We start from the raw sequence: 26852 nt of genomic DNA, 5'->3' as shown, positions 1-26852 counted from the left end.
CTCCCCATCCTGGGCATCACCAACGATCCGGACAGCTACGGAACTTGATCAAGCCCTGGCCGAGAGGTGCCCACAGGTCAGCACCGAACCAGCACCGGCACCATGAGCGAGCCTCTCATCGAGAGAGCCACACCCGCCCGACCTGCACCTTTGCCAAGTTGGCGAACTTATGATAAGCGGCGCCTCGAAAATTTGTGCAGCAGTCTCATGATCCCAAGAGTATCGGCCGGGTCCGACATCACGGCCGGTAACTCCTGTATCACCCCGCCATGACCCGGGGCCTGTACGCCCGTTGTGAGTCCGATGGCCGCAATGCGGCGTGATGACGGTCACGCGTCCCCGTATGCCTCGCCGCCCAGCTCGAAGCGGGCGGTCCCGGCGGTCGCGTCCGCGAGCCAGGACCGGAAGGCGTCCACGTCGGAGTCGGGAAGTCCGATCTCGATCGTGACCGCCTCGGCGTAGCGCACGTCCCGCACCACGCGCCCCGTGGAGCGCAGGTCGTTCTGGATCTTGCCGGCCCGCTGGTGGTCGACCGTCACCGTGGCCAGCCGGAACCGGCGCCGGGTGAGCGTGCCGACGGTGTCCAGCGCCTCGCCGACGGCGCCGCCGTACGCGCGGATCAGCCCGCCCGCGCCGAGCTTGACGCCGCCGTAGTAGCGGGTGACGACGGCGACGACGTACCGCATGTCACGGCGCAGCAGCATCTGGAGCATGGGGACGCCCGCGGTGCCGCCGGGTTCGCCGTCGTCGCTGGCCTTCTGGACGGAGGCGTCCGCGCCGATGACGTACGCCCAGCAGTTGTGGGTGGCGTCGGCGTGCTCCTTGCGGACGGCGGCGACGAACTCCTGCGCCTCCCGTTCGGTGGCCGCCGGGGCGAGCGCGCACCGGAAGCGGGAGCGGTTGATCTCGGTCTCGTGCACACCCGCGCGGGCGACGGTGCGGTACTCGTCCTGCATCCGGCCAGCCTATGCGGCGCCCCGGGGCACGGTCATGGCGGTCAGCAGGGCGGCGCCGGGAACGAGGTCCGGCCAGCCGGCGCCGCGCCAGGACAGTACGGCGATCGCGGAGGTCGGGAACTTGGTACGGACCCGGTCGAGCGTGTCGTCCACGCCCTCGCCGGCCAGCGCCACGACGAGGTCCGCCAGGCCCGGATTGTGGCCGATCAGCAGCAGGGTGCCGACATCGGCGGGCACCTCGTGCAGCACGGCCAGGAGGGCGGGGACGTCGGCGGCGTACAGCCTCGGTTCGTGCCGGACCGGCACGGACGTGCCCCATTGCGCCGCTGCCAGCTCCCAGGTCTCGCGGGTGCGGACGGCGGTGGAGCACAGCACGAGACCGGGCAGGCCGACGGTCTCGGCGATCGCACGTCCGGCGGCGGGCGCGTCCCGGCGGCCGCGCGCGGCCAGCGGGCGGTCCCGGTCGGCGACGCCGTCGGGCCAGGCGGACTTGGCGTGCCGCAGGACGACCAGCCGTCGCGCCCGTCCCGCGCCGTTGCGCCCGGCCGCCCCGGTCGTCCCTGCCGCCCCGCTCACGCCGGGGCTCCCAGGTCTCGGGCGAGGTCGAGGCCGAGCAGCCGGTCCGCGTAGACGTACGTCTCGAAGCGGGCGCCGTCCGGCAGGTCCGGTGCGGTCTCCACGTCCCGCAGCACGCGGAGCACGCCGACCGCGTCCAGGTCGTCCTCCCAGACGGTGCGCAGGTCTGCGCGCACCTCGTCGGGGATGGGCCGCGAGGGCCGGTGCGCCCAGGCGGCGACCGCGCCGCGCCAGCGCGCGAGGGTGCCGGTGGCGTCGTCCAGGGCGGCCTGGTCGAGCCGCAGAGTGCTGTTCCTGGGGTGCGCGAGCAGGGCGAGACGCAGAACGGTCGGGTCGATGCCGTCCGCTGCGCCGGGCCCTTCCGGACGGACGGGCGCGACGGCGACCCGGACTCCGTCGGGTGTCTCGCCGCCCTCGCCCACCACGTGCAGGACCTGGGCCTCGCCCAGCCCCGTGCCGGCGTCCCGGCTGTCCTCGAAGGGCCGTACGCCGAGGGCCGCGCCCGCCGCACGCAGTTCGGGCAGGTCCCGTTCGCCCACGAGCAGCGCCCACACCGGGGTGCCGCCGAGTTCCAGGGCACGCACGAGCAGGTCGGCGACGAGCAGCACCCGCAGGTTCGTCGGATCGAATCCGCGCGTGTGGGCCTCGACGCGGGTGAGACCCCGCCGGGCGGGGGTTGCGTCCACGGGTTCGCCGGTCCGGGCGTCGGTGATGCGCAGCACGAGCCGAGCGTAGGCGCACAAGCGGGCCCGCGCAGGCATCTCGCACGCTTTTCGGGACCGGCGTGGCTCCGGGGCGTACCCTCCCCCGGGAATCACCGCACTGCCGTGCCCTGCCGGTCGAACGTCCGGGGGCAGGGCCGGGCAGGAGTCCGTGACTGTGGTGCCGAGTCGGCGGGCCGGCTTCGCGCGGGTGCCGACGGTGGCACGATCCTCGGTCCGAGCCTGGAGCTTTTGCAGGTCAGCGGCCTTCCGGCAGGGTGTCCCCGGCCGTGTGGCCGGGCTGGATCAGCCTGGTCTCGTAGGCCAGGACGACAAGCTGGACGCGGTCACGGACGCCCAGTTCCGTGATCGCCCGGGCGATGTGCGTCTTGGCCGTCAGCGGTGAGATCACCAGCCGCGTGGCGACCTGGTCGTTCGACAGCCCGGCCGCGACCAGGGCCACCACCTCACGCTCACGGGCGGTGAGGGCCGCGAGCCGGGCCGGGATCACCGTTGGGGCGGCCGGCCGGTGCGCGAACTCCTCGACCACCCGGCGGGTCGCACTCGGTGACAGCAGCGCGTCGCCCGCCGCCACCGCCCGGATCGCCTGCCGCAGGTCGTCCGGCTCGATCTCCTTGGTGAGGAAGCCGCTCGCACCCGCCCGCAGCGCCGCGAACACGTACTCGTCGGTCTCGAACGTCGTCAGTACGATCACCCGGCAGCCGGTCAGCTCCGGGTCGCGGGTGACGGTCTCGGTGGCCGTCAGCCCGTCGGTCCCCGGCATCCGGATGTCCATCAGTACGACGTCGGGGCGCAGGGTGCGAACGGCGCGTACGGCCTCGTCGCCGGAGGCCGCTCGCCCACCACCTCGATGTCGCGGGTCCGGCGGAGCAGGCTGCGGAAGCCTGCCCGCACCAGTGACTGGTCGTCGGCGAGCAGAACCGAGATCGTCATGATCGCCGGCTTGGCACAGGGATCAGGGCCCGGACGGCGTAACCGCCCTTCTCATCGGGCCCCGCGGCGAATTCCCCGCCGAGCACCGAGACCCGCTCGCGCATCCCGCCGACGCCGTGCCCGGACCCGCCCGCCGCCTCCCCGTCGTCACCGGCCCTCCCCGGGCCGTCGTCGATGATTTCCACGCTCACCTGCTCGGCGCCGTACCCCAGCCGGACTGCGACCCGGGTGCCCCCGGAGTGCCGGACGGCGTTGGTCAACGACTCCTGGACGATCCGGTAGACGGCGAGGGCGACGGGCGCGGGCACGGCGGGATCGTGGTACGGACGTCGCTCCGGGCAGGCGGCCTCCACCGCCCGGTGAAGGGCACCGGTCGCTGCTCGCCGAAGCGAAATAGTCGCGGTACTCGTGGGGTTGTCACAGCATCGAGATCACATATCCGCAGGAGGCATCCATGTACGGTGACAGTGCCACGGTCCGCAGAATCCTGTCCGAGACGGGCGACACCTGGGCCGTGGTGGGCCTGTCGTCGAACCGGCAGCGCGCGGCGTACGGTGTCGCCCAGGTGTTGCAGCGCTTCGGCAAGCGGGTGGTGCCGGTGCATCCGAAGGCCGAGACGGTGCACGGCGAGCAGGGGTACGCCTCGCTCGCGGACATCCCCTTCGAAGTGCACGTCGTCGACGTGTTCATGAACAGCGACCTGGCCGGAGCGGTCGCGGACGAGGCCGTCGCCAAGGGCGCCAAGGCGGTGTGGTTCCAGCTGGACGTCATCGACGAGGCAGCCTACGAGCGGACCCGCGCGGCGGGCCTGGACATGGTGATGGACCGCTGCCCGGCGATCGAGATACCGCGCCTGGGTTAGCCGGGGCCGGGCCGACGGCAGGCCTCAGGGCCGGGGCCCCGCGAGACCCGGGGCGCCCCACACCGGGAACCAGCGGGCCAGGTCGTCCTCAATGCGCAGGTCGTCCGCGAGGAGTGCCCTGATCTGAAGTTCCAACGCGTTGTCGCGCCGCTCCGTGCCGTCGGGGAGCGGCGCGAAGGGGTAGAAGGTGCCGCGCTTGTAGAGATAGACCAGTGCCAGGGCCCGGTGGTCCGATGTGGCCCGGAACCCGACCAGGGAGCAGAGGAGTTGCGGGCCGAAGCCCGCGTCCTGGAGAAGCGTGTTGACGGCGTGCAGATCGTTGACGAGCGAGGCGGTGTCGTCGGCTGTGTGACGGGCGAGGAGCCACGTGTACCCGTACGCGTCCTTGGTGTACTCGACGGGCGTGCCGCCCCGATCGGTGTCGGCGTCGAGCAGTTCTTGCACTTCCTGCTGGAGCCGGTCGAACGCGCCGCCCTCCACGCTCGCGAAGCAGACCGACCCGGTCCCGGTCGGAGTGAACCCCGCCCCCGCCTGCACGGTGATCGCGGCCGAGGGCAGGCTGAAGAGCTGGTCGAGGTCCGGGCGAACCGGCTTGCTGCGGCCGAGGATGGTGTCCAGGAGCCCCACGAGGCGGCACCTCCATGGATCGTCAGGCCCGGCCGAGCTGGGCCGAGATCCGGCCGAGCTGGTCGAGGCGCTGTTCGAGGGTGGGGTGGGAGGAGAGCAGCCGGCTCAGGCTCTCCCCGGAGGAGAAGGCCGGTGCGAACCAGAAGGCGTTGAACGGCTCTGCCCGGCGAAGATCCTTCGTCGGAATCCTCGCCATCTCGCCGGTCACCTTGGTGAGCGCGGACGCGAGTGCGGACGGACGGCCGGTGAGCAACGCCGCGGAGCGGTCGGCGGACAGTTCGCGGTAGCGGGACAGCAGCCGGGTCAGCAGGAAGCTGATCACGTACACGACGGCACTGACCAGGGGAATCAGGAGTGCCACGAGGGCGGTGGTGCTGTCGCGGCTGGTGCGGCCGAGCCCGGCGTAGAGCGCGACGCGGGTCATGACACCGGCCAGCACACCCAGGAACGACGCGATGGTCATCACGACGACGTCCCGATGGGCGACATGCGACAGCTCATGGGCGAGGACGCCCTCCAGCTCCTCCGGTTCCAGGCGTCGGAGCAGACCCGTGGTGACGCAGACAAGGGCCGTTCTCTCGTTGCGGCCGGTGGCGAAGGCGTTCGGCAGATCACTGTCGGCGATCGCCACCCGCGGCTTGGGGATGTCGGCGAGGGCACAGACGCGGTCCACGGTGCCGTGCAGCCCGGGAGCCTGCTCGGGGGTGACCTCGCGCGCGCCCATGCTGAAGGCCGCGATCCGGTCACTGAACCAGAACTGCGCGATGAACAGGACGCCCGCGATCAGCAGGATGACGGGCCACGCGTTCTTCAGGAGGGCCAGCAGAACGCCGACGAAGACCACATAGAGCAGCCCGATCAGGAACATCGTCGTCACCATGCGGGTGGTGAGTCCTCGGTCCGGGGCGTACCGCGACTGCGACCGGGTCTTGGGCATCCGGATCACCTCCAGCGGACATGCACTGCCACACTGCACATCCCTCTCCTGCAAGTGTGCTCCTTCCCCGCACGGCCGGGAGGGGCTTTGGTCCAGGTCGGGTGCGGGTCCCGCCGGGACGGCGGGGCCCGGCGCGGAACCTGCCGGACCGGACCGGGGTGCACGGCTCGGATTCCGCTTCGGCGGGGAGCGGTGCCGCCTCCCTCACCAGGAGCTGACGGGCAGCCATCACCGGTTTTACCCACACCCGTTGCTGGTCCGGGCGGACCTGCACCCTGAGCACTGAGCGGCACCGGAACGGCACGGGGCGCCCCGCTGATGCCGTCAGTCGTGCGGGGGCCGGTCGCTCAGCCGGTGGTCGGCGACGTTCAGCGCCTCCTCCACCAGCCGCCGCAGGTGTCCGTCGCGCAGTGAGTAGATCACCCTGCGGCCCTCTTTGCGCGTGTCCACCAGCCCCGCGAGGCGCAGCCGCGCCAGATGCTGACTGACCGCGGGTCGCGCCGCCCCGCACACCTCGGTGAGTGTGCTGACGTCGGCCTCGCCACCGGTCAGGGCATGCAGGAGGGCCAGCCGGGTGCGGTCGCCGAGCAGGGCGAGGAGTTCCGCCGCGAGCGCGAACTGCTCGTCGCCGGGAGTGCGTGGCTGCACATCGTGCGCAGGTGATAGGTGCATGCGTGCGCTCATACGCACATAATGGTCCTGTGGGCGGCAGCCCGTCCACCTCGCGACCGGAAGGGGATCCACGTGAGCGACCGGCACGAGCATCGCCAGGACCAGGAGTCCGGACACCGGCACGGACACAGCCACGGTCATGAGCAGCCGCCGGGGCACCCCCACGAGCACCCCGGCGCGTCCTCACGCCGCCATGACCGTCTCCGGCTCGGCCACCGTCTCCGCCATCTGTTCACCCCGCACTCCCACGAGACCGCGGACAAGCTCGACTCCGCCCTCGAGTCCTCGGCCCGCGGTCTGCGGGCGCTGTGGGTCTCGCTGGCGGTGCTCGGCGCGACGGCGCTGGCGCAGGCGGTCGTGGTGGCCGTCTCGGGCTCGGTCGCGCTGCTCGGCGACACGGTGCACAACACCGCGGACGCGCTGACCGCCGTACCGCTCGGGATCGCCTTCGTGCTGGGCCGACGGGCCGCCACCCGCCGCTTCACCTACGGTTACGGCCGGGCCGAGGACCTGGCGGGCATCGTGATCGTGCTGACGATCGCCGCCTCCGCGGCCTTCGCGGGCTGGACGGCGGTGGACCGGCTCCTCGACCCGCGTCCGATGCACCACGTACCGGTGGTCGCCGTCGCCGCACTCGTCGGGTTCGCGGGCAACGAGTGGGTGGCCCGCTACCGCATCCGGGTCGGCCGGGCCATCGGCTCGGCCGCGCTGGTCGCCGACGGGCTGCACGCCCGGACGGACGGGTTCACCTCACTCGCCGTGCTGCTGGGCGCGGGCGGGGCGGCCCTGGGGTGGCAGCTCGCCGACCCGATCGTGGGACTGGCGATCATGACGGCGATCGTCCTGGTGCTGCGGGACGCGGCGCGGGAGGTGTTCCGGCGGGTGATGGACGCCGTCGACCCGGCGCTCGTGGACCGGGCCGAGCAGGCACTGCGGCAGGTTCCCGGTGTGCGCGGGGTGGGCGAGCTGCGGCTGCGCTGGATCGGACACCGACTGCGGGCCGAGGTGGCGGTCGTGGTGGACGGCGGGGCGACCGTGCGGGAGGCCCACCGCATCACGGTCGACGCCGAGCACGCCCTGCTGCACGCCGTACCCCAGCTGGCCGCGGCCCTGGTCCACGCCGACCCGGAACCCGCCCCGGGCGAGCACGACCCGCACCTGCTCCTGGCCCACCACGCGGCGGCATGACCGGTGCGGCCGATGCGACTCGGCCGGCCCGACGCGATCTCCGTGAGCAACCGGAGATCAGGCCGTTCCCAGCCCTTCCAGCACGACCGCGCCGGGCAGTTCGGCGAAGGCCTTGCCCGGCACGAGGAGTTTGCCCTGCCGGCGCCCGCTGCCGACCAGGACGTACGGCAGGTCGACGACGGCCGCGTCCACGAGCACCGGCCAGTCGGCGGGGAGCCCGATCGGGGTGATGCCGCCGTACTCCATGCCGGTCTCCTCCGTCGCCGTGTCCATCGGGGCGAACGACGCCTTGCGGGCACCGAGCCGGCGGCGCACGATGCCGTTGACGTCGGCCCGGGTGGTGGACAGGACGACGCAGGCGGCGAGGGTGCTCTCGCCGCCCCGCTTGCCCGCCACGACCACGCAGTTCGCCGAGCGTTCGAGGAGGTCCTGGCCGTAGTGCTCGACGAAGACGGCGGTGTCGGCCCAGCGCGGGTCCGTGTCGACGTAGAGGATCTGCTCGGCGGGGACGCTGCCGCTCCAGGCGCGGACGGCCGCGGCGACCGGCGCGGTGAGTTCGTCGAGGCAGTCGGGGGCGGGGGTGGCGTGGTCGAAGGTGCCGATGGGTGCGCGCATGGCGGCACGGTAACAGCCGTGCGGCGGCTGCGGGCGGGGGGTCTCAGCGCACGGGTGGGATCGGAACCGTCATGATCATCTCTGTCGGTTCGCCGCCGCGGTTGCCGTAGGTGTGCGGGGTACCGGCCTCAGCTGCCGGGCTCCAGCTCGACCAGCCGGTCCGCGCCGCCCCCGGCCGGCCGGTACGGGCCGTGATCGTCCAGCTCGGCGAGCCGGGCCACGGCCTCCTCTTCCAGCGCCGACAGCGCCCGCAACTGCTCCGGTGTGACGCCCTCGGGGATCGGCACCGGCGCCGGCGTGCGCAGCGGCGGCTGCCACCCCTCGTCGGGAGTCCAGCGGCGTACGACCCGGGCCGGGGCGCCCGCGACCACGGCGTGGTCGGGAACCGTGCCCCGCACCACCGCGCCCGCGGCCACCACCACGTTTCGCCCGATCCGCGCGCCCGGGAGGATCACCGCCCCGGTGCCGATCCAGCAGCCGGGGCCGATCTCCACCGGGTCCATCCGCGGCCACTGCTTGCCGATGGGCTCGTGCGGATCGTCGTAGGAGTGGTTGGTGGACGTGATGTAGACGTACGGCCCGAAGTAGCAGTCGCTGCCGATGCTGACGGTGGTGTCGGCGATGACATGGCTGCCTCGGCCCAGGACGACGCCGTCGCCGAGGTGGAGGATCGGGTCGGGTCCCAGCTCGAGGCCGGGCATCAGGCCGGCGGTCAGTGTGACCTGTTCGCCGATGATGCAGTGGGCACCGAGATGGATCCAGGGTTCGCCGAAGACGGTGCCGAGCGGGAAGGCGAGCCTGGTGCCTGTACCCATCGCGCCGAAGCGGAGGCGGCCGGGGCGCTCGGCGGTCACCGAGCCCGTGCGCTGCACCCAGGCCCAGCCCGTGTGGACCGCGCGCTGCGCGAGGCGGCGCGGCCAGGACGAGAACGTGTTCCTGCTTTTCGGCACCCGCTCACCGTAGTCGCCGGGCGTGGCACCCACGCATCGTGCTCCCTGTGATCTTCACCCCACCACTCTGGCGTACGGTGCCTGTCATCACCCGACCAGGAGGCGACGATGACGCACAAGGCGCTGATCACCGGCATCGGCGGCAGGCAACCGCAGGTGGACCCGACCGCCTTCGTGGCACCCACGGCCGCGGTGATCGGGGGCGTGACGCTGGGGGCGGGCGCGAGCGTCTGGTACGGCGCGGTCCTGCGCGGTGACGTGGAGACGATCTCGGTCGGCGCGAGCAGCAACGTCCAGGACAACTGCACGCTGCACGCCGACCCCGGCTTCCCCGTCACGGTCGGCGAGCGGGTCTCCGTCGGGCACAACGCCGTCGTGCACGGGGCGACGGTCGGGGACGACTGCCTGATCGGCATGGGGGCCACGGTACTCAACGGCGCGGTGATCGGCGCCGGTTCCCTGGTGGCCGCGCAGGCGCTGGTGCCGCAGGGCATGGAGGTGCCGCCGGGCTCGCTGGTCGCGGGGGTCCCGGCGAAGGTCCGGCGGGAGCTGACCGAGGAGGAGCGCGCGGGGCTGACGCTCAACGGGACGATGTACGCGGAGCTGGCGAAGGCGCATCGCGACGTGCACGGTGCGCCTTAGGGCGTGCAGATCAGTAACACACCGATTTCGGTTCTGCGCCTGCGCCATGTGCTGGAAGTCGCCGACCTGCGGCGACGTCGCACCGAGCAGGCGCCGAGGCGGGCACTACCGGGGCGTGGACACCGTGTTGTTCGGAGGCTCGCTCCAAGACTGAACCCGAATCCACCGGCTTGACTTCAGAATGATCGTTTAGCGTGGTTCGGGCCGGTCGGCCGGCGCGTGCGCGTCCGTCTCACGTCGAGCCGTAGACCTCGCGCACGTTGTCGCGGGGTGCCGGCCTGGTCTTGGCGGCCGGTCCCTCCGCGAAGGCCCGGAGCAGGTTCTCGGTGGTGCGGGTCACAAAGGTTCCGGTGCGCGCGTCCATGTGGTGGTTGCGGCCGTTCTCCCCCGTCCCGGCCATGAGGCCCTCGACCCACCGCATCGTCCCGGACGCGAAGACGCCGGCCCCGCTCGGCACCGTGTAGTACGCCGAATCGGAGTGGCTTCTCCTGCCGTTGCAGACCAGGGGAGAGTGAGCGATGATCTCGAGCGGCGCGTCCGGAAGCGCTCCCGGCGTGACACGGTCGTATTCGACGCCGACGAGGTGGGGGAAGGAGTCGCCCCGCTTCACTCCGGTGCCCGTGAAGAGCCAGTGACCGGCGTTGCGGACGACATAGGGGGCGTTTGTGGGATAGCCCTCGTAGAGGACTCCCGTCAAGGACGATTCCGGGTCGGGGTCGGGTGCCTGGCGGAAGTCGGTGGTCACCAGGGCGCCGTGGCGGGGATACAGGGGATCGTGGCGGTAGTCGGTCTTGTAGCAGACCACGGTGCGGTTCCCGTCCTCGAGCCTGATCCGGCGAAAGCAGGTGTTGGCGCCGAGGAAGGCCAGGTTGGTTCCGGTATCGCGGGCCCGGGTCATGGACTGCCGCTGCTGGGGTGTCCAGTATTCGTCGTGGCCGAGCGTGACCGCGGACACGGCACCCCGCAGCACCGCCGGGTCGCGGTGGATGTCGACGCCGGTGGTGTACGCCAGCGGTATGCCCAGCCGCTCCGCGAGGACGACCACGGCCCGCTCGTACACCAGGAACTTCTCGGCTCCGTCCCTGTCGTAGGGCCGGGCGAAGGAGACGGCCAGGGCACGCATCCCGTACGATCCGTCGTCGCCCTCGTAAAGGCTGTAGCCGCCCCACAGGTTGTACGCCTGCCAGGTCGCCGGTGCATGGATCAGCAGGGTCTTCCCCCTGGCGGTCGCCGAGCGGACGATCAGGGGGACGTACCGCTGGTGACCGTTCTCCGCGTCGAGGCGGAGCAGGTAGGCGCCCTCCGGCCAGCCGTCGGTGTGTACGAGGACCGTACGCTCCCAGTCCGCCCGCACCGTGCGCGTCCTCGGGGCCAGAGCCGGCTCTCTCTGGACGCGCCCGGCCACCCTCCCGGAGCGCCAGACCAGGCGGGCCTGCGCGCCTTTGTACCAGCCCGTCCGGTACGCCGAAACACGGAACCCCGGCGCGGTGGTGGACACGTACAGTCCGAAGTCCTCGCCCGGCAGCACGCTCACCTTGTCGGTATAGCCGAGAACCGCCTCGGGGGGACCCGCCGAACGGATGCGCCAGCCGGAGTCGCCCGGACGGGAAGCCTCGGACGGGCCGGCCGACGCGCCCGGGTCGCCGCCGGACGCCGTGTCACAGCCTGCCAGCGCCGTGCCCGCGGCCCAGACACCGGCCGCCGCGGTCGCCCCGAGGAACCGCCTGCGGTCCAGGCCTGTGCCGTCACCGTCGTCCCCGGAGCGTTCCCGCTCCGCGTCCATCGGACCATCCATCGCGACCGTCCCATGCGCCGAAGGTCTCGCGTGCTCTCGTCGCAATAGTGAGCGAGCGTCACGCCTCCGGCCACCAGGGAGGGGCCTGATGCCCGGCCGGTCCCGCACCGGCGACGCCGACAGCCCCGTCGGCCGGACGAAGTCCGCCCCTCACCGCACTACCCGCCGGCGTCGATGCCGCCCGCGACGCCTCCGGCCGGTGGCGATGAAGGCGGTGTGAATCGAATCGCGCAGGGGGCGGCGCAAGCGTCCGGGGCGAGGAGACAGGCGCGGGCCTCCTGATCACGGCATTGCCCGACCCGCCACGCGCTGCTGGAACCGATAAAACGCTTGCTGAGGCGGAACCATGGGGGCGGCCGCCGGACAGGCGTGCATGTATGTGGGAGGTCGCGGTGGCGGAGCATCCGGTGATCGGTTATTTGGTCTGGGCGGTTCTGTTCGGCGCCCTGTTCGCCTGGGAGGGCATCGGCCTGCTGCGGGCCGATGACGCATTCCCCACTCTCAGTGACACCCTGCGCGCGGTCATGCGCTATCCGGTGGGGCGGTGGGCTCTGTTCGCGCTGTGGCTGTGGTTCGGCTGGCATGCTTTTGTCCGCGGGTGGCACTTCCTGCTCCGGGACGGACAGTGAGGGGTGTACGAATCAGCTCCTGCATCGGAGGGACCTGCCCTGATCCCTCTGCACCTGATCGTCATCCTCATGCTGGTCGGCTATCTGCTGGTCATGGGGTATCTGGCCCTCGGCCTGCGGATCCTGCGTCGAGACACGGCACGGCCCGTGCCCACGGGCAAGCGGGGCTGGCCCGGTCTGATCCGCCAGGTGGTCGGCACCGCTGTTGGCGGCTACGTGCTGCTGATGAGCGTGGTCGTCGGCTACTACCAAGGCGTGGCGCGGGTGGGCGGCCATTTCCTGGCGAGCGCGTTCACCGGCTGTGCGCTGCTGATCGGGGTGACTCTGGCGGTCCTCCTCACTGCCTCCTGGCTGGCCGAACGGTGGCACGCGCGGCCTTCCGGGCGCGTCAGCCGCCGGGGCGGCAGAGGGTGAGACGGACGTTGTGGTGCCGATGCGCGGCCGGCGAGGGGTCGGCCAGTTGCGGGCCCGCACCGGTGCCCCGGCATCCGGGTTCGTTCGCAGCGCGGCGGGCGGGGCACCTCGCGGTGAGAGACGTCATGCCTGGTGCGGCAGTTGCTGTTCTCGTCAGTCCCTGTACCGCGATCGTGACCGATACGGACGGTGGCGTCCCGCCGGGTGGTGCGGACGGTCAAGGTGCCGGAATCCGCGAGCCGGGGACGGCGGCTCCGCCGGACCGGGCGTTCAGCCCGCGGTCGTGTCCCGCGTCGTGGTGGAGCGGATCAAGGCACTACGCGTTCCGGTCGGAGTCCGTGGCGTTCTCTGTGGAGGAAGCAGCCCAGGAAGCCGCCGGTCGGACGCTGGACTCCCGACAGGACGTGGGCACCGTCCCTGGCCTGCGGATTCCGCCACCTTGATCCACTACACCACTTGGCGGGACACCATCCAACCCGCCTCAGCGGAACGCCTCGTGGACCGCCGCCTCTTGGGAGACCGGCAGGGGCCTCGTACCGGAACGCGGCACGCCTGATCCCCTCCACCACGACGCGGGACACGACCCTCCCACCACTGACCGACGGCATGCCGCCCGTGCGGGACGAACGAGGCCGACCCCGGCGCAAGCCCCGCGCACCGCATTGCCGACCGCGGCCACGACCACAAGCTGTACCGCCGCCGCCCGCGCGAGCACGGCATCGTCCCGAAGCTCGCCCGGCACGGACAGCCGCACGGCTCAAACCCGGGCCACGCCCGGCGGGTCGCCGAATCCGCCCTCACCCGGCTCCACGGACCCGCCGCCCACGGACCCGCCGGAAACCCGAGACCACAGGCACGACGGCTTCCCCGACTCACCCCCTGCATGCCCCTCACCCGCAAGCACCCAGCATTCCGAAAGCACCCCTAAAGGCGTGCGGATCAGTAACACGCCGATTTCGGTTCTGCGCCTGCGCCATGTGCTGGAAGTGGCTGACCTGCGGCGACGTCGCACCGAGCAGGCGCCGAGGCCGGCACTACCGGGGCGTGGACCCGCGTGTTGTTCAAAGGCTCACTCCAAGGGCCTGTCCGGGGCAACGGTGGGTGGGCCGCGGCGCTCAGGCGTTCCAGCTCCATTCGGCGACCTCGGGCAGGTCGGTACCGTGTGCGCGGATCCAGTCGTGGTGCAGGGTGCGGGCGTCGGCCATCCGCTGGCGTACGGCGGCGGCTCGGACCGCGAGGCCCGGGACGCGGTCGATGACGTCCATGACCAGCCGGTAGCGGTCCAGGTCGTTGCGGACCACCATGTCGAACGGCGTGGTGGTCGTCCCGGACTCCTTGTAGCCGCGGACGTGCAGGTGCTCGTGCCCGGTGCGCCGGTAGGCGAGGCGGTGGATCAGCCACGGGTAGCCGTGGTAGGCGAAGATGACCGGCTTGTCGGTGGTGAACAGGCCGTCGTACTCGAAGTCGGTCATGCCGTGGGGGTGTTCCTCGCGGGGCAGCAGCCGGGTGAGGTCGACGACGTTGACGACGCGGACCGCCAGTTCCGGCAGGTGACGGCGCAGCAGCTGGGCCGCGGCCAGCACCTCCTGGGTGGGCACGTCCCCCGCGCAGCCCAGCACCACGTCGGGTGTACCGCCGTTCTCGGTGCCGGCCCACTCCCAGATCCCGGCACCGCGTGCGCAGTGGACGCGGGCCGCGTCCATGGACAGCCAGTCGAAGCAGGGCTGTTTGCCGGCCACGACGACGTTGACGTAGTCGCGGCTGCGCAGCGCGTGGTCCGCGACCGACAGCAGGGTGTTGGCGTCCGGCGGCAGGTAGACCCGTACGACCTCGGGGCTCTTGTTGAGCACGTGGTCGACGAAGCCGGGGTCCTGATGGGAGAAACCGTTGTGGTCCTGGCGCCACACGTGCGAGGTGAGCAGGTAGTTGAGGGAGGCGATGGGTGCGCGCCAGGGCAGTTCGCGGGAGGTCTTCAGCCACTTGATGTGCTGGTTGGCCATCGAGTCGACGATGTGCACGAACGCCTCGTAGCAGGAGAACAGGCCGTGTCGTCCGGTGAGCAGATAGCCCTCGAGCCAGCCCTGGCAGAGGTGTTCGGAGAGGATCTCCATCACCCGGCCGTGCGGGTCGAGGTGCTCGTCGACGTCGAGGGTGCCGGCCTGCCAGGCCTTGCCGCTGACGTCGTAGACGGCCTGCAGCCGGTTGGACGCCGTTTCGTCGGGGCCGACGAGCCGGAAGTCCCGTCGGCCGGCGGTGTCCTTCACGACCTGCCTCAGGAGGTCGCCGAGGACGCGGGTGGGTTCGTGGAGGGTGGTGCCGGGCTTGTCGACGGGGACGGCGAAGTCGCCGAGGTCCGGCATCGGCAGTTCGCGCAGCAGCAGCCCGCCGTTGGCGTACGGGGTGGCACCGAGTCTGCGCGCGCCTTCGGGAACACAGGCAAGGACGTCCGCGACGGGCCGGCCCTCCGCGTCGAAGAGCTCCTCGGGCCGGTACGACCGCAGCCATGCCTCCAGTTGGTGCAGATGCTCCGGATTCTCGCGGACTCCCGGCAGCGGCACCTGGTGGGAGCGCCAGGTGTTCTCCACGGGCACGCCGTCCACCTCGGCCGGCCCGGTCCAGCCCTTCGGGGTGCGCAGCACGATCACCGGCCAGGACACCCGTCCGGTCGCGCCGCCCTCACGGGCGGCGCGCTGCGCCGTCGCGATGCGGTCCAGGGCGGTGTCCATGGCCTGGGCCATCACCCGGTGAACGGTGGCGGGGTCGTCGCCCGCCACATGGATCGGCTCGTGCCCGTAGCCGCGCAGCAGCGCGTCGAGTTCGGCCTCGGGGATGCGGGACAGGACGGTCGGGTTGGCGATCTTGTAACCGTTGAGGTGCAGGATCGGCAGGACGGCACCGTCGTGCACCGGGTCGAGGAACTTGTTGGAGTGCCAGGACGCGGCCAGCGGTCCGGTCTCGGCCTCGCCGTCGCCGATCACGCAGGCGACCAGCAGGCCGGGGTTGTCGAGGGCGGCGCCGTAGGCGTGGGCGAGGGAGTAGCCGAGTTCGCCGCCCTCGTGGATCGAGCCGGGGACCTCCGGGGCGACGTGGCTGGGGACACCGCCGGGGAAGGAGAACTGCCGGAACAGCCGTGCCATGCCCGGGGCGTCCCGGCCGACGTCCGGGTACTTCTCGCTGTAGCTGCCCTCCAGCCAGGAGTTGGCCAGCACGGAGGGGCCGCCGTGGCCCGGTCCCCAGACGCACAGCGCGTCCAGTCCGCGGGCGCCGATCACCCGGTTCAAGTGGGTGTACACCAGGTTCAGACCGGGTGAGGTGCCCCAGTGCCCGAGCAGCCTCGGCTTGATGTGCTCGGGCCTGAGTGGCTCGGTGAGCAGCGGGTTCGCCAGCAGGTAGATCTGGCCCGCAGCCAGGTAGTTGGCGGCGCGCCAGTGGGCGTCCAGCGTGCGCAGATCCTCGTCGGTCGGTGCGGTCCGGGTGTCCTGGTCCTCGGGCATGGCTGGCTCCGTGGGTGATCGACGGGGGGTGATCCGGGTGGTCGAGGCGATCAGGCGCGCGGGACGAGCGGCGGGGAGAAGCAGGGGTGACGGGAGAGGGGAGCGCGCACGGGATCAGGGGTGGTGTCAGGGGCAGGGAGTACCAGTTTCCGCCTGCCCCGTTTTCCGGGGAGGCCGGACGACGGCATATGGCGCAATCGGAGCACGGGGCCCTCCCGTCCTCCTCCCCCGTCCCGTGCTCTTCCTCCGGATGACCGGATCAGTCGTGTGCGACGACCGCGACCGGGGCCGCGGAGTGGTGCAGCACGGCATGGGCGATCGGCCCGATGCGGATGCCGAACGGGTTGCGGCGGACGCGCCGCCCGACCACGACGAGAGAGGCCTCCCGTGACGCGTCGATGAGCCGGATGGACGGGCTGCCGCCGAAGGACTCCTCCACGACGTCGACATCCTCGAACTCCGCTCGCCAGGGGCGGAGCGCCTTCGCGAGCGTCGCGGTCTGCCGGCCGGCGACAGCCCGGTACACCTCCGGGTCGGCCGGCAGTCCGTGGACGTAGTACGGCGGCAGGTTCCAGCCGTGCAGGACGCGCAGTCCGGTGCCCCGCCGGGCGGCCTCGGCGAACGCGAAACGGATCACCGCGTCGTCGGGCCGGTCGGCGTCCACGCCGAGCAGGACCGGCCGGTAACGGGTCGCGGCGGACGGGATGCCCGCGGGGTCCGGCTCGTGTTCGTCGGCGGCCTGTTCCCCGGCGCGGACCAGGACGACGGGCCGCTCGGTACGGGCCACGACGGCGAGACCGACGGAGCCGACCAGGAATCCGGCGAAGCCGCTCATCCCGCGGGAGCCCAGCACGAGCAGTTCGGCGTCCTCCGCGGCCTTGATCAGCACCTCGTGGGGCCGGCCGGTGACCTGTTCCGCGGTGACCTCGACCCCGGGGTGGCGCAGCCGCAGCCCCGCCGCGGTCTCATCCGGCGTCGTCCCCCAGCCGTCGGCCGAAGACGCCTCCGCCTCGCCGCCCCCGTTCCGCTGCCGGCCGGTCTCCGCGCCGAGGAACGGTGCCTGCGCGACCGGCTCCGGAAGGGGCTCTCGGACCTCGATCAACCGGAGCGGCAGGCCGCGCAGCTTCGCCTCGCGGGCCGCCCACTCGGCCGCGGCCCGGCTCTCGGCGGAACCGTCGAGGCCGATGGTGATGGTGCGGGGCATGGCGTGTACCTCCTGCTGTCGGAGCTGCCGTCAGAACTGCCGTCAAAGCTGCCGTCAGAACTGCCGTCAGGACTTCTGTCGCTGCGAATACCTTCAGTATCGGTGGGCCGGGCGGCCTGCCGACATGGGCCACAGGTCCCCACGGGGCTGAAGATCCCGCCCCAGGGTACGGAGTCACGTCCGGGTGCCGACGGGCCCGTCCCGGTCCGGGCGCACCGGCGTCGTGAGGGGCGCCCTCGATCAGGGCCATATGGCCCATGGCCCCGGCCGGGATTCCGCAGGAGGCTGGAACCGCACCGGAACCACCCCGCACACCGCACCGGCAGTCCGCCCATCCCGTAAGGGAGGCCCGCAATGTTCGCTCCCCCGTCCCCCAGCATGCCGCGCGCCCTGCCCGCCGAGCATCGGGCGAAGCTGCTGGAGACCGCCCGAGAGGTGTCCTTCCCGCAAGGGACCCGGCTGTTCGAGGAGGGTGGCCACGCGGACCGGTTCTGGGTCATCCGTACCGGCACCGTCGAACTCGACATGCACGTCCCCGGCCGCCGGGCCGCCGTCATCGAGCGTCTCGGGCACAACGAACTCGTCGGCTGGTCCTGGCTGTACAGCCCGCACGTCTGGCATCTGGGCGCCGAGGCGGCCACCCCGGTACGGGCCTACGAGCTCGACGCCGCGTCAGTCCGCGCTCTGGGCGAGGACGAGCCGGCCCTCGGGCGGGACCTCGCCCAGTGGGTGGGCCATGTGGTCGCCCACCGGTTGCACTCCGCCCGGATCCGGTTGCTGGACCTGTACGGCCCCTACGGGGCGGGCAGCGGCGTCTGAAGCGGGCACCCGGGGCCCGGGACCCGGTGCGGCAGGCCACCGCGGGCAGGTGTCAGCCGCCCGGGCGCAGGGTCCAGACGACCGTCATCTCGCCGGTCATGGCGCCGTCCTCGCGCCGGATCGCGATCGACACCGGGAACTCGGGACGCCGGCCCTCGTCCAGCTCGGCCACGACCTCGGCGGCCGGACGGCCCAGCGTCGCGGTGGCGGTGACGGGGCCCATCGCCAGTTTCCGGTAGGCGATCTCGGCGCGGACCGCGAGCGGCACGGCCCGTGCGAGCTGCTCCCCGAACGCGGCGAGCACGACGGCACCGCTCGCCGACTCCCCCAGGGTGAACATCGCGCCGGCGTGCGGGCCGCCCACGTGGTTGTGATAGTCGTCCTGGTCCGGCAGGGACACCACCGCCCGTTCCGCAGTGGTCTCCAGGAACTCGAGGTTGAGGGTCCGGGCCATGGGCACCGTGGCGGCGAGCATCTCGCCGATGGTCATCCGGTCGTGGCTCATGAGCGCATGTTACTCGCGGGTAGGCATTCTTGGCCAGGTCTCGAAGTCGGTGGCCGACCATGCGCCGCCCCACCCTCGCGCCGCGCTCCGATCCGTGCCGACGCAGACCGGATCGGTGGAGACCGGCAGGGGATGCGCGGCCGCACGGGGACCCGGCGTGGTGCGGTCGCTCCGGGTTGCCTCCGGCTCCGGGTTGCTACGTCCCTGTCAACGGGCAGTGACCGAATCGTGTCACTGGCCGGGCTAGGGTGGCTCACCATGTGGCCAGGAAACCAGCCGCCCGGGGGCGAGCAGAACCCGCAGTCGAACAATCCGTATCAGCAGCCGGGGTACCAACAGCCGAATCCGTATCAGCAGCCCGGCACCCAGCAGCCGAACCCTTACGCGCAGCAGTGGGGGACGCCGGACACTGTGGGCATACCTCAGCCGCCGCAGGGCGGGGGCGGCGGGAAGCAGACGAAGATCGTGGCCATCGTGGCCGCGGCGGCCGTGCTCGTGGCCGCCGGTGTCACCGGCTTCCTGGTGCTGGGCGGTGACAAGGACGACACCGCCGACGAGAAGAGCGCGAAGCCGTCCGTGAGCGCGTCCGAGAAGCCCTCCACGGAGCCGAGCGCCTCCGCCTCCGGCTCCGACGACAATCCGCGGGGCGGCGACGCCGAGAAGGCGACGGTTCCGGGCTGGCAGGTCGTCACGAACACACGCTTCGGCACCAAGTTCGACGTCCCCGCCGACTGGGAGATCGAGGATCCCGGCACCAGCGTGGGCTTCGAATGGGAGGAGAAGGACGGTGAGCTGGACCGCACCACCGTCACCGCCCCTGCCTATCTGAAGTCCAAGTGGTGCACGAGCGACGACGACAAGGACGGCCGCGAGGACGACACCGCCCTCGTCACCGCCGGCACCCGGGGTGAGAACGGCGCCAAGACCACGGACCAGGCCGCGGAGACCCGTGTGCCGTGGTGGATCTACGGCGGCTACACCCAGCCCGACAAGAAGAGCGTGAAGTTCGAGAAGCCGAAGGCGTACACGACCGCCTCGGGCCTCAAGGGAAGCGTCGCCACGGCGCACTCGGAGAACACGCCCCAGAACGGCAAGTGCGACAGCGAGGGCAAGGCGATCGCCTTCGGGTTCAAGAACGGTGCCGGGGACTTCGTCACCTGGAACCTGTACGGCGCCAAGGGCGTCAAGGACGAGATCCCGGAGAAGACCGTACAGAAGATCCTCAGCACGGTACGCCTCACCGAGGAAGCACCGACCGAGTCGTAGCAGGCGGGGGAGCCCTCGGCGCACGGGGCGACACATTTGGCAAGTCGGCCCCGCCCCGGCGATAGTCACGAGGTGCCGACCACCGTCTCCTCCCCCCGCCGCCCCGCCTGGGCGGGCCGCAACTACACACTGCTGACCGCGTCCGCCGTGGTGACGAACCTGGGCAGTCACGGCGCGCTGATCGCCTCCGCGTTCGCCGTGCTGGGGGCGGGCGGGGACGGCGGCGACGTGGGCCTGGTGGCCGCCGCCCGCACCCTGCCGCTGGTGCTGTTCCTGCTGATCGGCGGCGCCGTCGCGGACCGGCTGCCGCGCCACCATGTGATGGTCGCGGCCAATGTCCTCAACTGTGTCTCGCAGGCCGCGTTCGCGACGCTGGTCTTGGCAGGCGAGGCCCAACTGTGGCAGATGATGCTGCTCAGCGCGCTCGGCGGAGTCGGCCAGGCGTTCTTCGGGCCGGCCGCCGAGGGCATGCTGCTCTCCTCGGTCGAGGGCGAGCAGGCCGGCCGGGCGTTCGCGGTGTTCCGGATGGCGATGCAGGGCGCGACACTCGGCGGCACCGCCCTCGGCGGCCTCATGATCGCGGCGATGGGGCCGGGCTGGGTACTCGCGGCGGACGCGGCGGCCTTCGCGGTCGCGGCGGCGCTGCGGGCCTTCCTCGACGTGAAGCACATACCTGCGCGCGCCCCGGGCGGTGGTCTGCTCTCCGACCTCCGCGACGGCTGGCGGGAGTTCTCCGGCCGGCCCTGGCTGTGGGGCATCGTCATCCAGTTCTCCCTCGCCAACGCCGTGGTCGGCGCCGCCGACGCGGTCTACGGTCCGCTCGTCGCCCGGGACCATCTGGGCGGCGCGGCGCCCTGGGGTCTGGCCCTCGCCTTCTTCGGCGCGGGCACGGTGCTGGGCGCGCTGCTGATGACCCGCTGGAAACCGCGCCGCCTGCTGTTCGTCGGCACCCTGTGCGTGTTCCCGCTGGCCCTGCCGTCCGCCGCGCTCGCCGTGCCGGTACCGGTGGCGGTCCTGTGCGCGGTGATGTGCGTGACCGGAGTGACCGTGGAGGTGTTCGGAGTTTCCTGGATGACGGCGCTTCACCAGGAGATCCCGGAGGAGAAGCTGTCCCGGGTGTCGGCCTACGACTGGTTCGGGTCCGTCGCCCTGGTGCCAGCCGCGATGGCGCTGGCGGGCCCCGCGGAGACCGCGTTCGGGCGCACGGAGGCGCTGTGGGGCTGCGCCGCGCTGGTCGTCGTGGTCACGGCGGCGGTGCTGTGTGTGCCGGACGTACGCAATCTGCGGCGCCGGACGGTGCCCGTCACCGGGGCGGCCCCGGACGCCGGCGGCAAGGGGTCAGTCGATGCCGAACGCCCCGTCGGGGGGCTCGGGTGACGGTACGGCGTCCGCGTCCCGCACCGGCCGTGCCCCGCCGGTGAAGTTTCGCAGGGCCGCGCCGTGCTCGACGCGGGCGGGGAAGGCGTCGGCGGCGGTGCGCCGGGCCAGGGCCGCGATGTCGAGGGGACGGTGCGCGGCGGCGAGGACGGCGTTGCCGAAACGGCGCCCGCGCAGCACTCCCGGCTCGGCGATCAGCACCAGTTCCTCGAACACCGTACCCAGCGTGGCCAGTTGGGAGCGCAGGAAGGCGAAGGGGGCCGCGTCGGCGAGGTTGCCGAGGTAGACGCCGTCGGCCCGCAGGACCCGGGCGGCCTCACGGGCGTAGGCGACGGAGGTCAGGTGCGCCGGGACGCGTGAGCCGCCGAAGACATCGGCGACCAGGACGTCCGCCGAGGCGTCGGGGGCGGCCTCCAGCCAGGCACGGGCGTCCGCCGCGTGCAGCGTGACGTCCGCCCCCTTCGGCAGCGGCAACTGCTCGGCGACCAGGTCCAGCAGCTCCCGGTCGAACTCGACGACGTCCTGCCGGGAGCCGGGGCGGGTCGCGGCCAGGTAGCGGGGCAGGGTGAGCGCGCCGCCGCCGAGGTGCAGCGCGTCCAGCGGGTGCCCCGGCTCGGCGAGGGTGTCCAGCACGTGCCCGAGCCGCCGGATGTACTCGAACTCCAGATGGGCCGGCTCGTCCAGGTCGACGTAGGACTGCGGTGCCCCGTCGACCGTCAGCAGCCAGGCCCGCTCTCGGTCGACGTCGGGCATCAGCTTCGCGGTGCCGTGACCGACGGCGCGGGTCACGGGGAGGGACTCGTTCACCGGAAACCTCCCCAAAAGCACAGAATCGCCCACCCGGCCGGGTAGGCTGACCGTCGTGCGTTGTGAGGGCCAAGCACGCGCAACTCCTTTGTCCTGAAGGGCAATCGGGCAGGTTCCGTCCCGGCCGGCGCCGAGAGCGTCGGACTCGTGCGCTCGCTGAGCGAACGAGCGGCTTGAGCCGGGATTCCCCCTGCTTCAACCAGGGAGGGTTCGACGTCCCATTGTGCCGTCGTCGTGCGACTGTCCGGTTGTGCACGCGGGTGCCCACCCTCTTCCGGAGCGGGCACCCGCGTGCACTCAGCCGACCGCCGTCACCGTGCCGGCCCCGACGGTCCTCCCGCCCTCACGGATGGCGAACCCGAGCCCGGGCTCCAGGGGTACGTCGCGTCCCAGTCGCACGGTCATCGTGACCGTGCCGCCGGGTCGCGCGAGCGCCGTCTCCCCGAGGTCGACGTCGCCGACGACGTCCGCGGTGCGGATGTAGAACTGCGGCCGGTAGCCGGTCGCCACCGGAGTCGTACGGCCGCCCTCACGGGCCGACAGCACGTACACCCGCGCCGTGAAACTCCGGCTCGGCACCACACTGCCCGGCGCGGCCACCACATGCCCGCGTCGCACCGCGTCCCGCGGCACCCCGCGCAGCAGGAGCGCCACGTTGTCCCCGGCCTGCGCCTCCTCCATCGGCTTGCCGAAGGTCTCCAAGCCGGTCACCACCGACTCCACCCCGGCGCCGAGCACCTCGACACGGTCGCCGGGACGGACCGTGCCGCGCTCCACCGCGCCGGTGACCACGGTGCCCCGGCCGGTGATGGTGAGCACGTTCTCCACCGGGAGCAGGAACGGCGCGTCCACGTACCGCTCGGGCATGGGCACATAGGTGTCCACCGCGTCGAGCAGCGCATCGATCGACGCCGTCCAGCGCGGGTCGCCCTCCAGCGCCTTCAGCCCCGAGACCCGTACGACGGGCGCGGAGTCTCCGCCGTAGCCGTGCGCGGAGAGCAGCTCGCGGATCTCCAGCTCGACCAGGTCGGTCAGCTCCTCGTCGCCCGCGTCGGCCTTGTTGAGGGCCACGACGATGTGGTCGACGCCCACCTGCCGGGCGAGCAGCACGTGTTCGGCGGTCTGCGGCATGATCCCGTCGAGCGCGGAGACCACGAGGATCGCCCCGTCGAGCTGCGCGGCGCCGGTGACCATGTTCTTGACGTAGTCGGCGTGGCCGGGCATGTCGACGTGCGCGTAGTGCCGGGTGTCGGTCTCGTACTCGACGTGCGCGATGTTGATGGTGATGCCGCGCGCCGCCTCCTCGGGCGCCCGGTCGATGCGGTCGAACGGCACGAAGCCGGCGGATCCTCGCTCGGCGAGGACCTTGGTGATGGCGGCGGTCAGGGTGGTCTTGCCGTGGTCGACATGGCCCATCGTGCCGATGTTCAGATGCGGTTTGGTGCGGACGTACGCCGTCTTGGACATGGCGGTACCTCGAGGTCTCTCGGTGATGACGTGTGACCGGCCCCGGCGCGGTCGGATGGGCGCGCGGCCGGGACGGGGACCCCGAGGAACCTGCCGACCCTCCCCCTGGGGGGTCCGCCGGACGATCCGGGGAGGGTCAGCTTCGGGCGCCGTCGACAGCGGCTGCGACTGCGACTGCGACTGCGACTGCGAGAACCGCGAGGGCACGGACGGCAGCCTTCGAGGCATCCGCGGTGGCGGATGCTGCGAGGGGGAAGGCTGCGTGCCGGAACATGTCGTCGATCCTGGCGTGCACCGCGCCCGGCGTCGAATGGTTTTCCGCGGTACGCGGTCGGGCCCTCCCACGCGGCGTGTCACGCCCTGGGTGTTCCGGCCGCTGTGGCACCTCTGAGACGCAGACTACGGCGGCCGGTCACCTTCGTCGGTTAGTGTCACCGAATGCTCGATGCCACCAACCGCTCTGGGGGCACCGCTACGGCCTCTCCCCGGGCCTCCGCCGCACAGCTCACCACCGCCGTAGTCGTCGTCCCCGCGGCGCCACCCTCGGCGGGTCTCACCGCACGCTGCGCTGGAGTCCTGCTGTCCCCCTGGTCGCGCCTGTCCCTGCTGGTCGTGCTGCTCGCCTCCGCGGCCTCGGCCATGCTGCTCCTGGAGCCGCAGAAGCTGCTGACCGACGGTCTGCCGTCACAGCTCGGCGGTGCCGCGGCGGTCGTTGCGTACGCGGTGGCCTACGGGGTGTGCACGGTGGCGTTCGTACCACGCCCGATCCTGAACCTCGCCGCGGGCGCGTTGTTCGGCAGCCAGTTGGGACTCGGCGCCGCTCTGGGCGGCACGGTGCTCGGTGCCGGGCTCGCGTTCTGCCTCGGGCGGGCGCTCGGCCAGGAAGCGCTGCGTCCGCTGCTGCGAGGGCGCTGGCTGAAGGCGGCGGACAACCAGCTGAGCCGGCACGGCTTCCGCTCGATGCTGGCGGCGCGGCTGTTCCCGGGGGTGCCGTTCGCCGCGTCGAACTACTGCGCCGCCGTCTCCCGGATGGGTCTGCTGCCGTTCCTGCTGGCGACGGGGCTCGGCTCGATCCCGAACACCGCCGCCTACGCCGTCGCCGGTGCCCGCGCCTCCACGCCGACGTCCCCGGCCTTCCTGATCGCGCTGGCCTGCATCACCGTGCCGGGTCTGGTGGGCGCGGTGGTGGCCTGGCGCAAGCGGCACCGGTTGCGGACACGGTGAGGCCGGGCAGGGGCGCCGGTCCGACGCTCGGCCCGGCCCCTGGCGTCAAGGTCGTCATCTTGGGGCGCTACGCTTCCCCCTCGGCACGCCTGATCACCATTCATCGCACATGGCGTTTCGGCATGCTTGCGTCATCCCCTCCCGCGATCCGCACTTGGACACCACTGCCTCATGTCTTGGTTTGAATCTCTCATCCTCGGACTCGTCCAAGGGCTGACCGAGTTCCTTCCCGTCTCCTCCAGCGCGCATCTGCGGCTGACCGCGGCCTTCTCCGGCTGGGAGGACCCGGGCGCGGCCTTCACCGCGATCACCCAGATCGGCACGGAAGCCGCCGTGCTGATCTACTTCCGCAAGGACATCGCGCGGATCCTGTCGGCCTGGACGCGCTCGCTCACCAACAAGGAGATGCGCCGGGACCCCGACGCCCGGATGGGCTGGCTCGTCATCGTCGGCTCGCTCCCGATCGGAATCCTCGGTCTGACGCTGAAGGACCAGATCGAGGGACCGTTCCGCGACCTGCGGCTCACCGCGGTGATGCTGATCGGCATGGGCATCGTCCTCGGTGTCGCCGACCGGCTGGCGGCGCGGGACGAGCAGGGCGGCCGGCACCGCTCGCCGAAGCAGCTCAAGTCGCTCGACAACCTGACCGTCAAGGACGGTCTGATCTACGGGTTCTGCCAGGCCCTGGCGCTCATTCCGGGTGTCTCCCGCTCCGGCGCGACCATCAGCGGCGGCCTGTTCATGGGGTACAGGCGCGAGGCAGCAGCCCGCTACTCCTTCCTGCTCGCGGTTCCCGCCGTCCTCGCCTCCGGTCTCTTCGAGCTGAAGGGCGCCACCGAGGGCGGCCATGTCACCTGGGGTCCGACGATCTTCGCCACGGTCGTGGCCTTCGCGGTCGGCTACGCGGTGATTGCGTGGTTCATGAAGTTCATCACCACCAAGAGCTTCATGCCGTTCGTCTGGTACCGCATCGCGCTCGGCATCGTCATCCTCGTCCTGGTGGCCGTGGGCGCCCTCAGCCCGCACGCGGCGGAGTCGGCGGGCTGACCCGGCCGTCCGTGACCCGGCCGTCCGTGGGAGACGTGACCGAACCCATAGGTGACGGGTAGTCGTCCGGTAGCGCGCTGTCAGCGCGTGGCCCTAGGCTGTTCGGCATGTCCCCCGATTGCGTGACCCCTGGTTCCGTGCGGTCGGCCGCCGAGGTCAACGAGCGCATCCGAGCGCTGTGGCTGCGCGCGGGCGGCTCCCTGTCGGCCCAGGAGCGCGCGGAGTACGAACTCCTGGTGGTCGAGTGGGCGGCGGCGATTCGCGACCAGGTCGTCAAGGCGGCCTGAACCCCCGCCGTCGCGTCGGCCCCGGCCACGCGCCGGGACAGGCACACGCTCAGCGCCCGCCCGCCACCCGCAGCACCGCCCCCGTCGTGTACGAGGCGTCCGGCGACATCAGCCAGGCGACCGCCGCGGCGATCTCCTCCGGCTGCCCCGGGCGGCACAGGGGCACCGCGGCGCCGGCCTGCCGGGCCCGGTCCGGGGCGCCCATGGCGGCGTGCATCCCCGTGTCGATCACGCCCGGCGCGACCGCGTTGACGCGGATGCCGACCGGTCCGAGTTCCTTGGCGAGTCCCACCGTGAGGGTGTCGACGGCGGCTTTGGTCGCCGCGTAGTGGACGTACTCGCCGGGACTGCCGAGAGTGGCGGCCCCCGACGAGATGTTCACGATCGTTCCCTCGCCCCGGGGCGTCATGAGCTGTGCGGCGCGGCGCGAGCACAGCAGTGTCCCCATCAGGTTGACATCGACGACCCGGCGCAGGGTCGCGGGGTCGACATCGGTGAACCGCCCCAGCGGCCCGGTCACCGCCGCGTTGTTCACCAGCCCCGTCACCGGCCCCAGTTCCCGTTCCGTCACATCGAACAGACGCTCGACATCTGCCTCGTCGGACGTGTCCCCCCGCACGGTGACGGCCCGCGCACCGGCCGCACGCACCCCCTCCGCCACCCGCTCCGCCGCCGAGGCGTCCCGCACGTACCCCACCACCACGTCATGCCCCTCCCCCGCGAGCCGCAGGCAGACAGCGGCCCCGATCCCCCGACCACCGCCGGTCACCACAGTGACAAGCCTCTTCATACAAACCTCCGAGCAGCAGCCCACCCCGACAACCGAAGATCCACAGC

At 72.0% G+C, this 26852-nt stretch carries 27 protein-coding genes and 2 pseudogenes; 12 read left to right on the top strand and 17 right to left on the bottom strand.

Annotated elements, in window-relative coordinates; genetic code table 11:
• Positions 1 to 329 precede the first annotated feature (329 nt).
• From ACFP2V_RS33680 to ACFP2V_RS33660, 5 genes and pseudogenes are all read right to left on the bottom strand, one after another.
• Positions 330 to 956: a YigZ family protein gene (locus ACFP2V_RS33680; RefSeq protein WP_381219075.1), complete on the bottom strand. Its 627-nt coding sequence runs from the start codon at positions 954 to 956 to the stop codon at positions 330 to 332.
• 9 nt (positions 957 to 965) lie between these two features.
• Complete coding sequence (locus tag ACFP2V_RS33675) at positions 966 to 1532, bottom strand: SixA phosphatase family protein (protein WP_381219074.1); 567 nt, start codon at positions 1530 to 1532, stop codon at positions 966 to 968.
• Positions 1529 to 2293, bottom strand: a complete 765-nt coding sequence (locus ACFP2V_RS33670; protein ID WP_381219073.1) for a hypothetical protein — start codon at positions 2291 to 2293, stop codon at positions 1529 to 1531. The genes ACFP2V_RS33675 and ACFP2V_RS33670 overlap by 4 nt, the downstream gene beginning before the upstream one ends.
• Positions 2294 to 2492: 199 nt before the next feature.
• A pseudogene (locus tag ACFP2V_RS33665) lies at positions 2493 to 3187 on the bottom strand (response regulator transcription factor).
• On the bottom strand, positions 3184 to 3495 hold the full coding sequence (locus ACFP2V_RS33660; RefSeq protein WP_381219072.1) for a sensor histidine kinase: 312 nt from the start codon (positions 3493 to 3495) through the stop codon (positions 3184 to 3186). The pseudogene ACFP2V_RS33665 and the gene ACFP2V_RS33660 overlap by 4 nt, the downstream one beginning before the upstream one ends.
• Before the next feature lie 146 nt (positions 3496 to 3641).
• On the opposite strand from ACFP2V_RS33660, the gene ACFP2V_RS33655 reads away from it, so the two are divergent.
• A complete protein-coding gene (locus tag ACFP2V_RS33655) occupies positions 3642 to 4049 on the top strand; it encodes a CoA-binding protein (RefSeq protein WP_381219071.1) in 408 nt (135 codons plus the stop codon).
• Positions 4050 to 4073: 24 nt separating this feature from the next.
• Here ACFP2V_RS33655 and pspAB read toward each other — a convergent pair whose 3' ends face one another.
• From pspAB to ACFP2V_RS33640, 3 genes are all read right to left on the bottom strand, one after another.
• Positions 4074 to 4676 carry a PspA-associated protein PspAB gene (gene pspAB / locus ACFP2V_RS33650; protein ID WP_381219070.1) on the bottom strand — a complete coding sequence of 201 codons (603 nt, stop codon included), beginning with the start codon at positions 4674 to 4676 and terminating at the stop codon, positions 4074 to 4076.
• A 22-nt stretch (positions 4677 to 4698) separates the two neighbouring features.
• The gene (gene htpX / locus ACFP2V_RS33645; protein ID WP_381219069.1) at positions 4699 to 5613 is read right to left on the bottom strand and encodes a zinc metalloprotease HtpX; all 915 of its coding nucleotides are present in this window, start codon (positions 5611 to 5613) and stop codon (positions 4699 to 4701) included.
• Positions 5614 to 5937: 324 nt separating this feature from the next.
• A complete protein-coding gene (locus ACFP2V_RS33640; RefSeq protein ID WP_381219068.1) occupies positions 5938 to 6297 on the bottom strand; it encodes an ArsR/SmtB family transcription factor in 360 nt (119 codons plus the stop codon).
• A gap of 60 nt (positions 6298 to 6357) precedes the next feature.
• Here ACFP2V_RS33640 and ACFP2V_RS33635 point away from each other — a divergent pair, with 60 nt between their 5' ends.
• Positions 6358 to 7473 (top strand): cation diffusion facilitator family transporter, encoded by a 1116-nt coding sequence (locus ACFP2V_RS33635; RefSeq protein WP_381219067.1) that lies wholly within the window; start codon positions 6358 to 6360, stop codon positions 7471 to 7473.
• A 57-nt stretch (positions 7474 to 7530) separates the two neighbouring features.
• On the opposite strand, the gene ACFP2V_RS33630 is transcribed toward ACFP2V_RS33635, so the two are convergent.
• On the bottom strand, positions 7531 to 8088 hold the full coding sequence (locus tag ACFP2V_RS33630) for a YbaK/EbsC family protein (RefSeq protein WP_381219066.1): 558 nt from the start codon (positions 8086 to 8088) through the stop codon (positions 7531 to 7533).
• A gap of 128 nt (positions 8089 to 8216) precedes the next feature.
• Entirely contained in the window at positions 8217 to 9038 is an 822-nt protein-coding gene (locus tag ACFP2V_RS33625; protein ID WP_381219076.1) for an acyltransferase, read from the bottom strand.
• 108 nt (positions 9039 to 9146) lie between these two features.
• Here ACFP2V_RS33625 and ACFP2V_RS33620 point away from each other — a divergent pair, with 108 nt between their 5' ends.
• Positions 9147 to 9680 (top strand): gamma carbonic anhydrase family protein, encoded by a 534-nt coding sequence (locus tag ACFP2V_RS33620; protein ID WP_381219065.1) that lies wholly within the window; start codon positions 9147 to 9149, stop codon positions 9678 to 9680.
• A 232-nt stretch (positions 9681 to 9912) separates the two neighbouring features.
• On the opposite strand, the gene ACFP2V_RS33615 is transcribed toward ACFP2V_RS33620, so the two are convergent.
• Complete coding sequence (locus ACFP2V_RS33615) at positions 9913 to 11463, bottom strand: N,N-dimethylformamidase beta subunit family domain-containing protein (RefSeq protein WP_381219064.1); 1551 nt, start codon at positions 11461 to 11463, stop codon at positions 9913 to 9915.
• 419 nt (positions 11464 to 11882) lie between these two features.
• Here ACFP2V_RS33615 and ACFP2V_RS33610 point away from each other — a divergent pair, with 419 nt between their 5' ends.
• The 3 genes and pseudogenes from ACFP2V_RS33610 to ACFP2V_RS33600 all read left to right on the top strand — a co-directional run.
• Positions 11883 to 12104 (top strand): DUF6186 family protein, encoded by a 222-nt coding sequence (locus ACFP2V_RS33610; protein ID WP_381219063.1) that lies wholly within the window; start codon positions 11883 to 11885, stop codon positions 12102 to 12104.
• A 69-nt stretch (positions 12105 to 12173) separates the two neighbouring features.
• Positions 12174 to 12518 carry a DUF6256 family protein gene (locus tag ACFP2V_RS33605; protein WP_381219062.1) on the top strand — a complete coding sequence of 115 codons (345 nt, stop codon included), beginning with the start codon at positions 12174 to 12176 and terminating at the stop codon, positions 12516 to 12518.
• Between the two features lie 579 nt (positions 12519 to 13097).
• A pseudogene (locus ACFP2V_RS33600) lies at positions 13098 to 13446 on the top strand (IS5/IS1182 family transposase); the annotation flags it as partial.
• 187 nt (positions 13447 to 13633) lie between these two features.
• Here the strand turns inward: ACFP2V_RS33600 and ACFP2V_RS33595 are convergent.
• Both ACFP2V_RS33595 and ACFP2V_RS33590 read right to left on the bottom strand, forming a co-directional pair.
• Positions 13634 to 16012: a phosphoketolase family protein gene (locus ACFP2V_RS33595; protein ID WP_381219061.1), complete on the bottom strand. Its 2379-nt coding sequence runs from the start codon at positions 16010 to 16012 to the stop codon at positions 13634 to 13636.
• A gap of 259 nt (positions 16013 to 16271) precedes the next feature.
• Positions 16272 to 17216, bottom strand: coding sequence for a universal stress protein (locus ACFP2V_RS33590; protein ID WP_381219060.1), 945 nt, complete (start codon positions 17214 to 17216; stop codon positions 16272 to 16274).
• A 354-nt stretch (positions 17217 to 17570) separates the two neighbouring features.
• Here ACFP2V_RS33590 and ACFP2V_RS33585 point away from each other — a divergent pair, with 354 nt between their 5' ends.
• Positions 17571 to 18035 (top strand): cyclic nucleotide-binding domain-containing protein, encoded by a 465-nt coding sequence (locus ACFP2V_RS33585; RefSeq protein WP_381219059.1) that lies wholly within the window; start codon positions 17571 to 17573, stop codon positions 18033 to 18035.
• A gap of 52 nt (positions 18036 to 18087) precedes the next feature.
• On the opposite strand, the gene ACFP2V_RS33580 is transcribed toward ACFP2V_RS33585, so the two are convergent.
• Positions 18088 to 18540, bottom strand: coding sequence for a DUF4442 domain-containing protein (locus ACFP2V_RS33580; protein WP_381219058.1), 453 nt, complete (start codon positions 18538 to 18540; stop codon positions 18088 to 18090).
• A 258-nt stretch (positions 18541 to 18798) separates the two neighbouring features.
• On the opposite strand from ACFP2V_RS33580, the gene ACFP2V_RS33575 reads away from it, so the two are divergent.
• Both ACFP2V_RS33575 and ACFP2V_RS33570 read left to right on the top strand, forming a co-directional pair.
• Positions 18799 to 19806, top strand: coding sequence for a DUF8017 domain-containing protein (locus ACFP2V_RS33575; protein ID WP_381219057.1), 1008 nt, complete (start codon positions 18799 to 18801; stop codon positions 19804 to 19806).
• 72 nt (positions 19807 to 19878) lie between these two features.
• A complete protein-coding gene (locus ACFP2V_RS33570) occupies positions 19879 to 21183 on the top strand; it encodes an MFS transporter (RefSeq protein ID WP_381219056.1) in 1305 nt (434 codons plus the stop codon).
• Here ACFP2V_RS33570 and ACFP2V_RS33565 read toward each other — a convergent pair.
• Both ACFP2V_RS33565 and tuf read right to left on the bottom strand, forming a co-directional pair.
• A complete protein-coding gene (locus ACFP2V_RS33565; RefSeq protein WP_381219055.1) occupies positions 21145 to 21990 on the bottom strand; it encodes a spermidine synthase in 846 nt (281 codons plus the stop codon). The two genes, ACFP2V_RS33570 and ACFP2V_RS33565, sit on opposite strands and share 39 nt — an antisense overlap.
• A 297-nt stretch (positions 21991 to 22287) precedes the next feature.
• Positions 22288 to 23457 carry an elongation factor Tu gene (tuf, locus tag ACFP2V_RS33560; RefSeq protein ID WP_381219054.1) on the bottom strand — a complete coding sequence of 390 codons (1170 nt, stop codon included), beginning with the start codon at positions 23455 to 23457 and terminating at the stop codon, positions 22288 to 22290.
• A gap of 438 nt (positions 23458 to 23895) precedes the next feature.
• On the opposite strand from tuf, the gene ACFP2V_RS33555 reads away from it, so the two are divergent.
• From ACFP2V_RS33555 to ACFP2V_RS33545, 3 genes are all read left to right on the top strand, one after another.
• Positions 23896 to 24681: a TVP38/TMEM64 family protein gene (locus ACFP2V_RS33555; protein ID WP_381219053.1), complete on the top strand. Its 786-nt coding sequence runs from the start codon at positions 23896 to 23898 to the stop codon at positions 24679 to 24681.
• Positions 24682 to 24852: 171 nt separating this feature from the next.
• A complete protein-coding gene (locus ACFP2V_RS33550; RefSeq protein WP_381219052.1) occupies positions 24853 to 25728 on the top strand; it encodes an undecaprenyl-diphosphate phosphatase in 876 nt (291 codons plus the stop codon).
• 107 nt (positions 25729 to 25835) lie between these two features.
• On the top strand, positions 25836 to 26015 hold the full coding sequence (locus tag ACFP2V_RS33545) for a hypothetical protein (RefSeq protein ID WP_381219051.1): 180 nt from the start codon (positions 25836 to 25838) through the stop codon (positions 26013 to 26015).
• 49 nt (positions 26016 to 26064) lie between these two features.
• Here ACFP2V_RS33545 and ACFP2V_RS33540 read toward each other — a convergent pair whose 3' ends face one another.
• On the bottom strand, positions 26065 to 26805 hold the full coding sequence (locus tag ACFP2V_RS33540) for an SDR family NAD(P)-dependent oxidoreductase (protein WP_381219050.1): 741 nt from the start codon (positions 26803 to 26805) through the stop codon (positions 26065 to 26067).
• Positions 26806 to 26852: the final 47 nt, after the last annotated feature.

The sequence above is a fragment of the Streptomyces incanus genome (assembly GCF_042656345.1).
In the GTDB taxonomy this organism is placed as follows: Bacteria; Actinomycetota; Actinomycetes; order Streptomycetales; family Streptomycetaceae; genus Streptomyces; species Streptomyces incanus.
This window is presented reverse-complemented; position numbering and strand designations above follow the sequence as displayed.

Coding starts and splice junctions, on each gene's coding strand:
- ACFP2V_RS33595 (WP_381219061.1), bottom strand. CDS start 16,012: ATGCCCGAGGACCAGGACACCCGGACCGCACCGACCGACGAGGATCTG.
- ACFP2V_RS33575 (WP_381219057.1), top strand. CDS start 18,799: ATGTGGCCAGGAAACCAGCCGCCCGGGGGCGAGCAGAACCCGCAGTCG.
- ACFP2V_RS33620 (WP_381219065.1), top strand. CDS start 9,147: ATGACGCACAAGGCGCTGATCACCGGCATCGGCGGCAGGCAACCGCAG.
- ACFP2V_RS33670 (WP_381219073.1), bottom strand. CDS start 2,293: ATGCCTGCGCGGGCCCGCTTGTGCGCCTACGCTCGGCTCGTGCTGCGC.
- ACFP2V_RS33655 (WP_381219071.1), top strand. CDS start 3,642: ATGTACGGTGACAGTGCCACGGTCCGCAGAATCCTGTCCGAGACGGGC.
- ACFP2V_RS33555 (WP_381219053.1), top strand. CDS start 23,896: ATGCTCGATGCCACCAACCGCTCTGGGGGCACCGCTACGGCCTCTCCC.
- ACFP2V_RS33545 (WP_381219051.1), top strand. CDS start 25,836: ATGTCCCCCGATTGCGTGACCCCTGGTTCCGTGCGGTCGGCCGCCGAG.
- ACFP2V_RS33585 (WP_381219059.1), top strand. CDS start 17,571: ATGTTCGCTCCCCCGTCCCCCAGCATGCCGCGCGCCCTGCCCGCCGAG.
- ACFP2V_RS33550 (WP_381219052.1), top strand. CDS start 24,853: ATGTCTTGGTTTGAATCTCTCATCCTCGGACTCGTCCAAGGGCTGACC.
- htpX (WP_381219069.1), bottom strand. CDS start 5,613: ATGCCCAAGACCCGGTCGCAGTCGCGGTACGCCCCGGACCGAGGACTC.
- ACFP2V_RS33640 (WP_381219068.1), bottom strand. CDS start 6,297: ATGAGCGCACGCATGCACCTATCACCTGCGCACGATGTGCAGCCACGC.
- ACFP2V_RS33580 (WP_381219058.1), bottom strand. CDS start 18,540: ATGAGCCACGACCGGATGACCATCGGCGAGATGCTCGCCGCCACGGTG.
- ACFP2V_RS33590 (WP_381219060.1), bottom strand. CDS start 17,216: ATGCCCCGCACCATCACCATCGGCCTCGACGGTTCCGCCGAGAGCCGG.
- tuf (WP_381219054.1), bottom strand. CDS start 23,457: ATGTCCAAGACGGCGTACGTCCGCACCAAACCGCATCTGAACATCGGC.
- ACFP2V_RS33615 (WP_381219064.1), bottom strand. CDS start 11,463: ATGGACGCGGAGCGGGAACGCTCCGGGGACGACGGTGACGGCACAGGC.
- ACFP2V_RS33630 (WP_381219066.1), bottom strand. CDS start 8,088: ATGCGCGCACCCATCGGCACCTTCGACCACGCCACCCCCGCCCCCGAC.
- ACFP2V_RS33680 (WP_381219075.1), bottom strand. CDS start 956: ATGCAGGACGAGTACCGCACCGTCGCCCGCGCGGGTGTGCACGAGACC.
- ACFP2V_RS33540 (WP_381219050.1), bottom strand. CDS start 26,805: ATGAAGAGGCTTGTCACTGTGGTGACCGGCGGTGGTCGGGGGATCGGG.
- ACFP2V_RS33605 (WP_381219062.1), top strand. CDS start 12,174: ATGCTGGTCGGCTATCTGCTGGTCATGGGGTATCTGGCCCTCGGCCTG.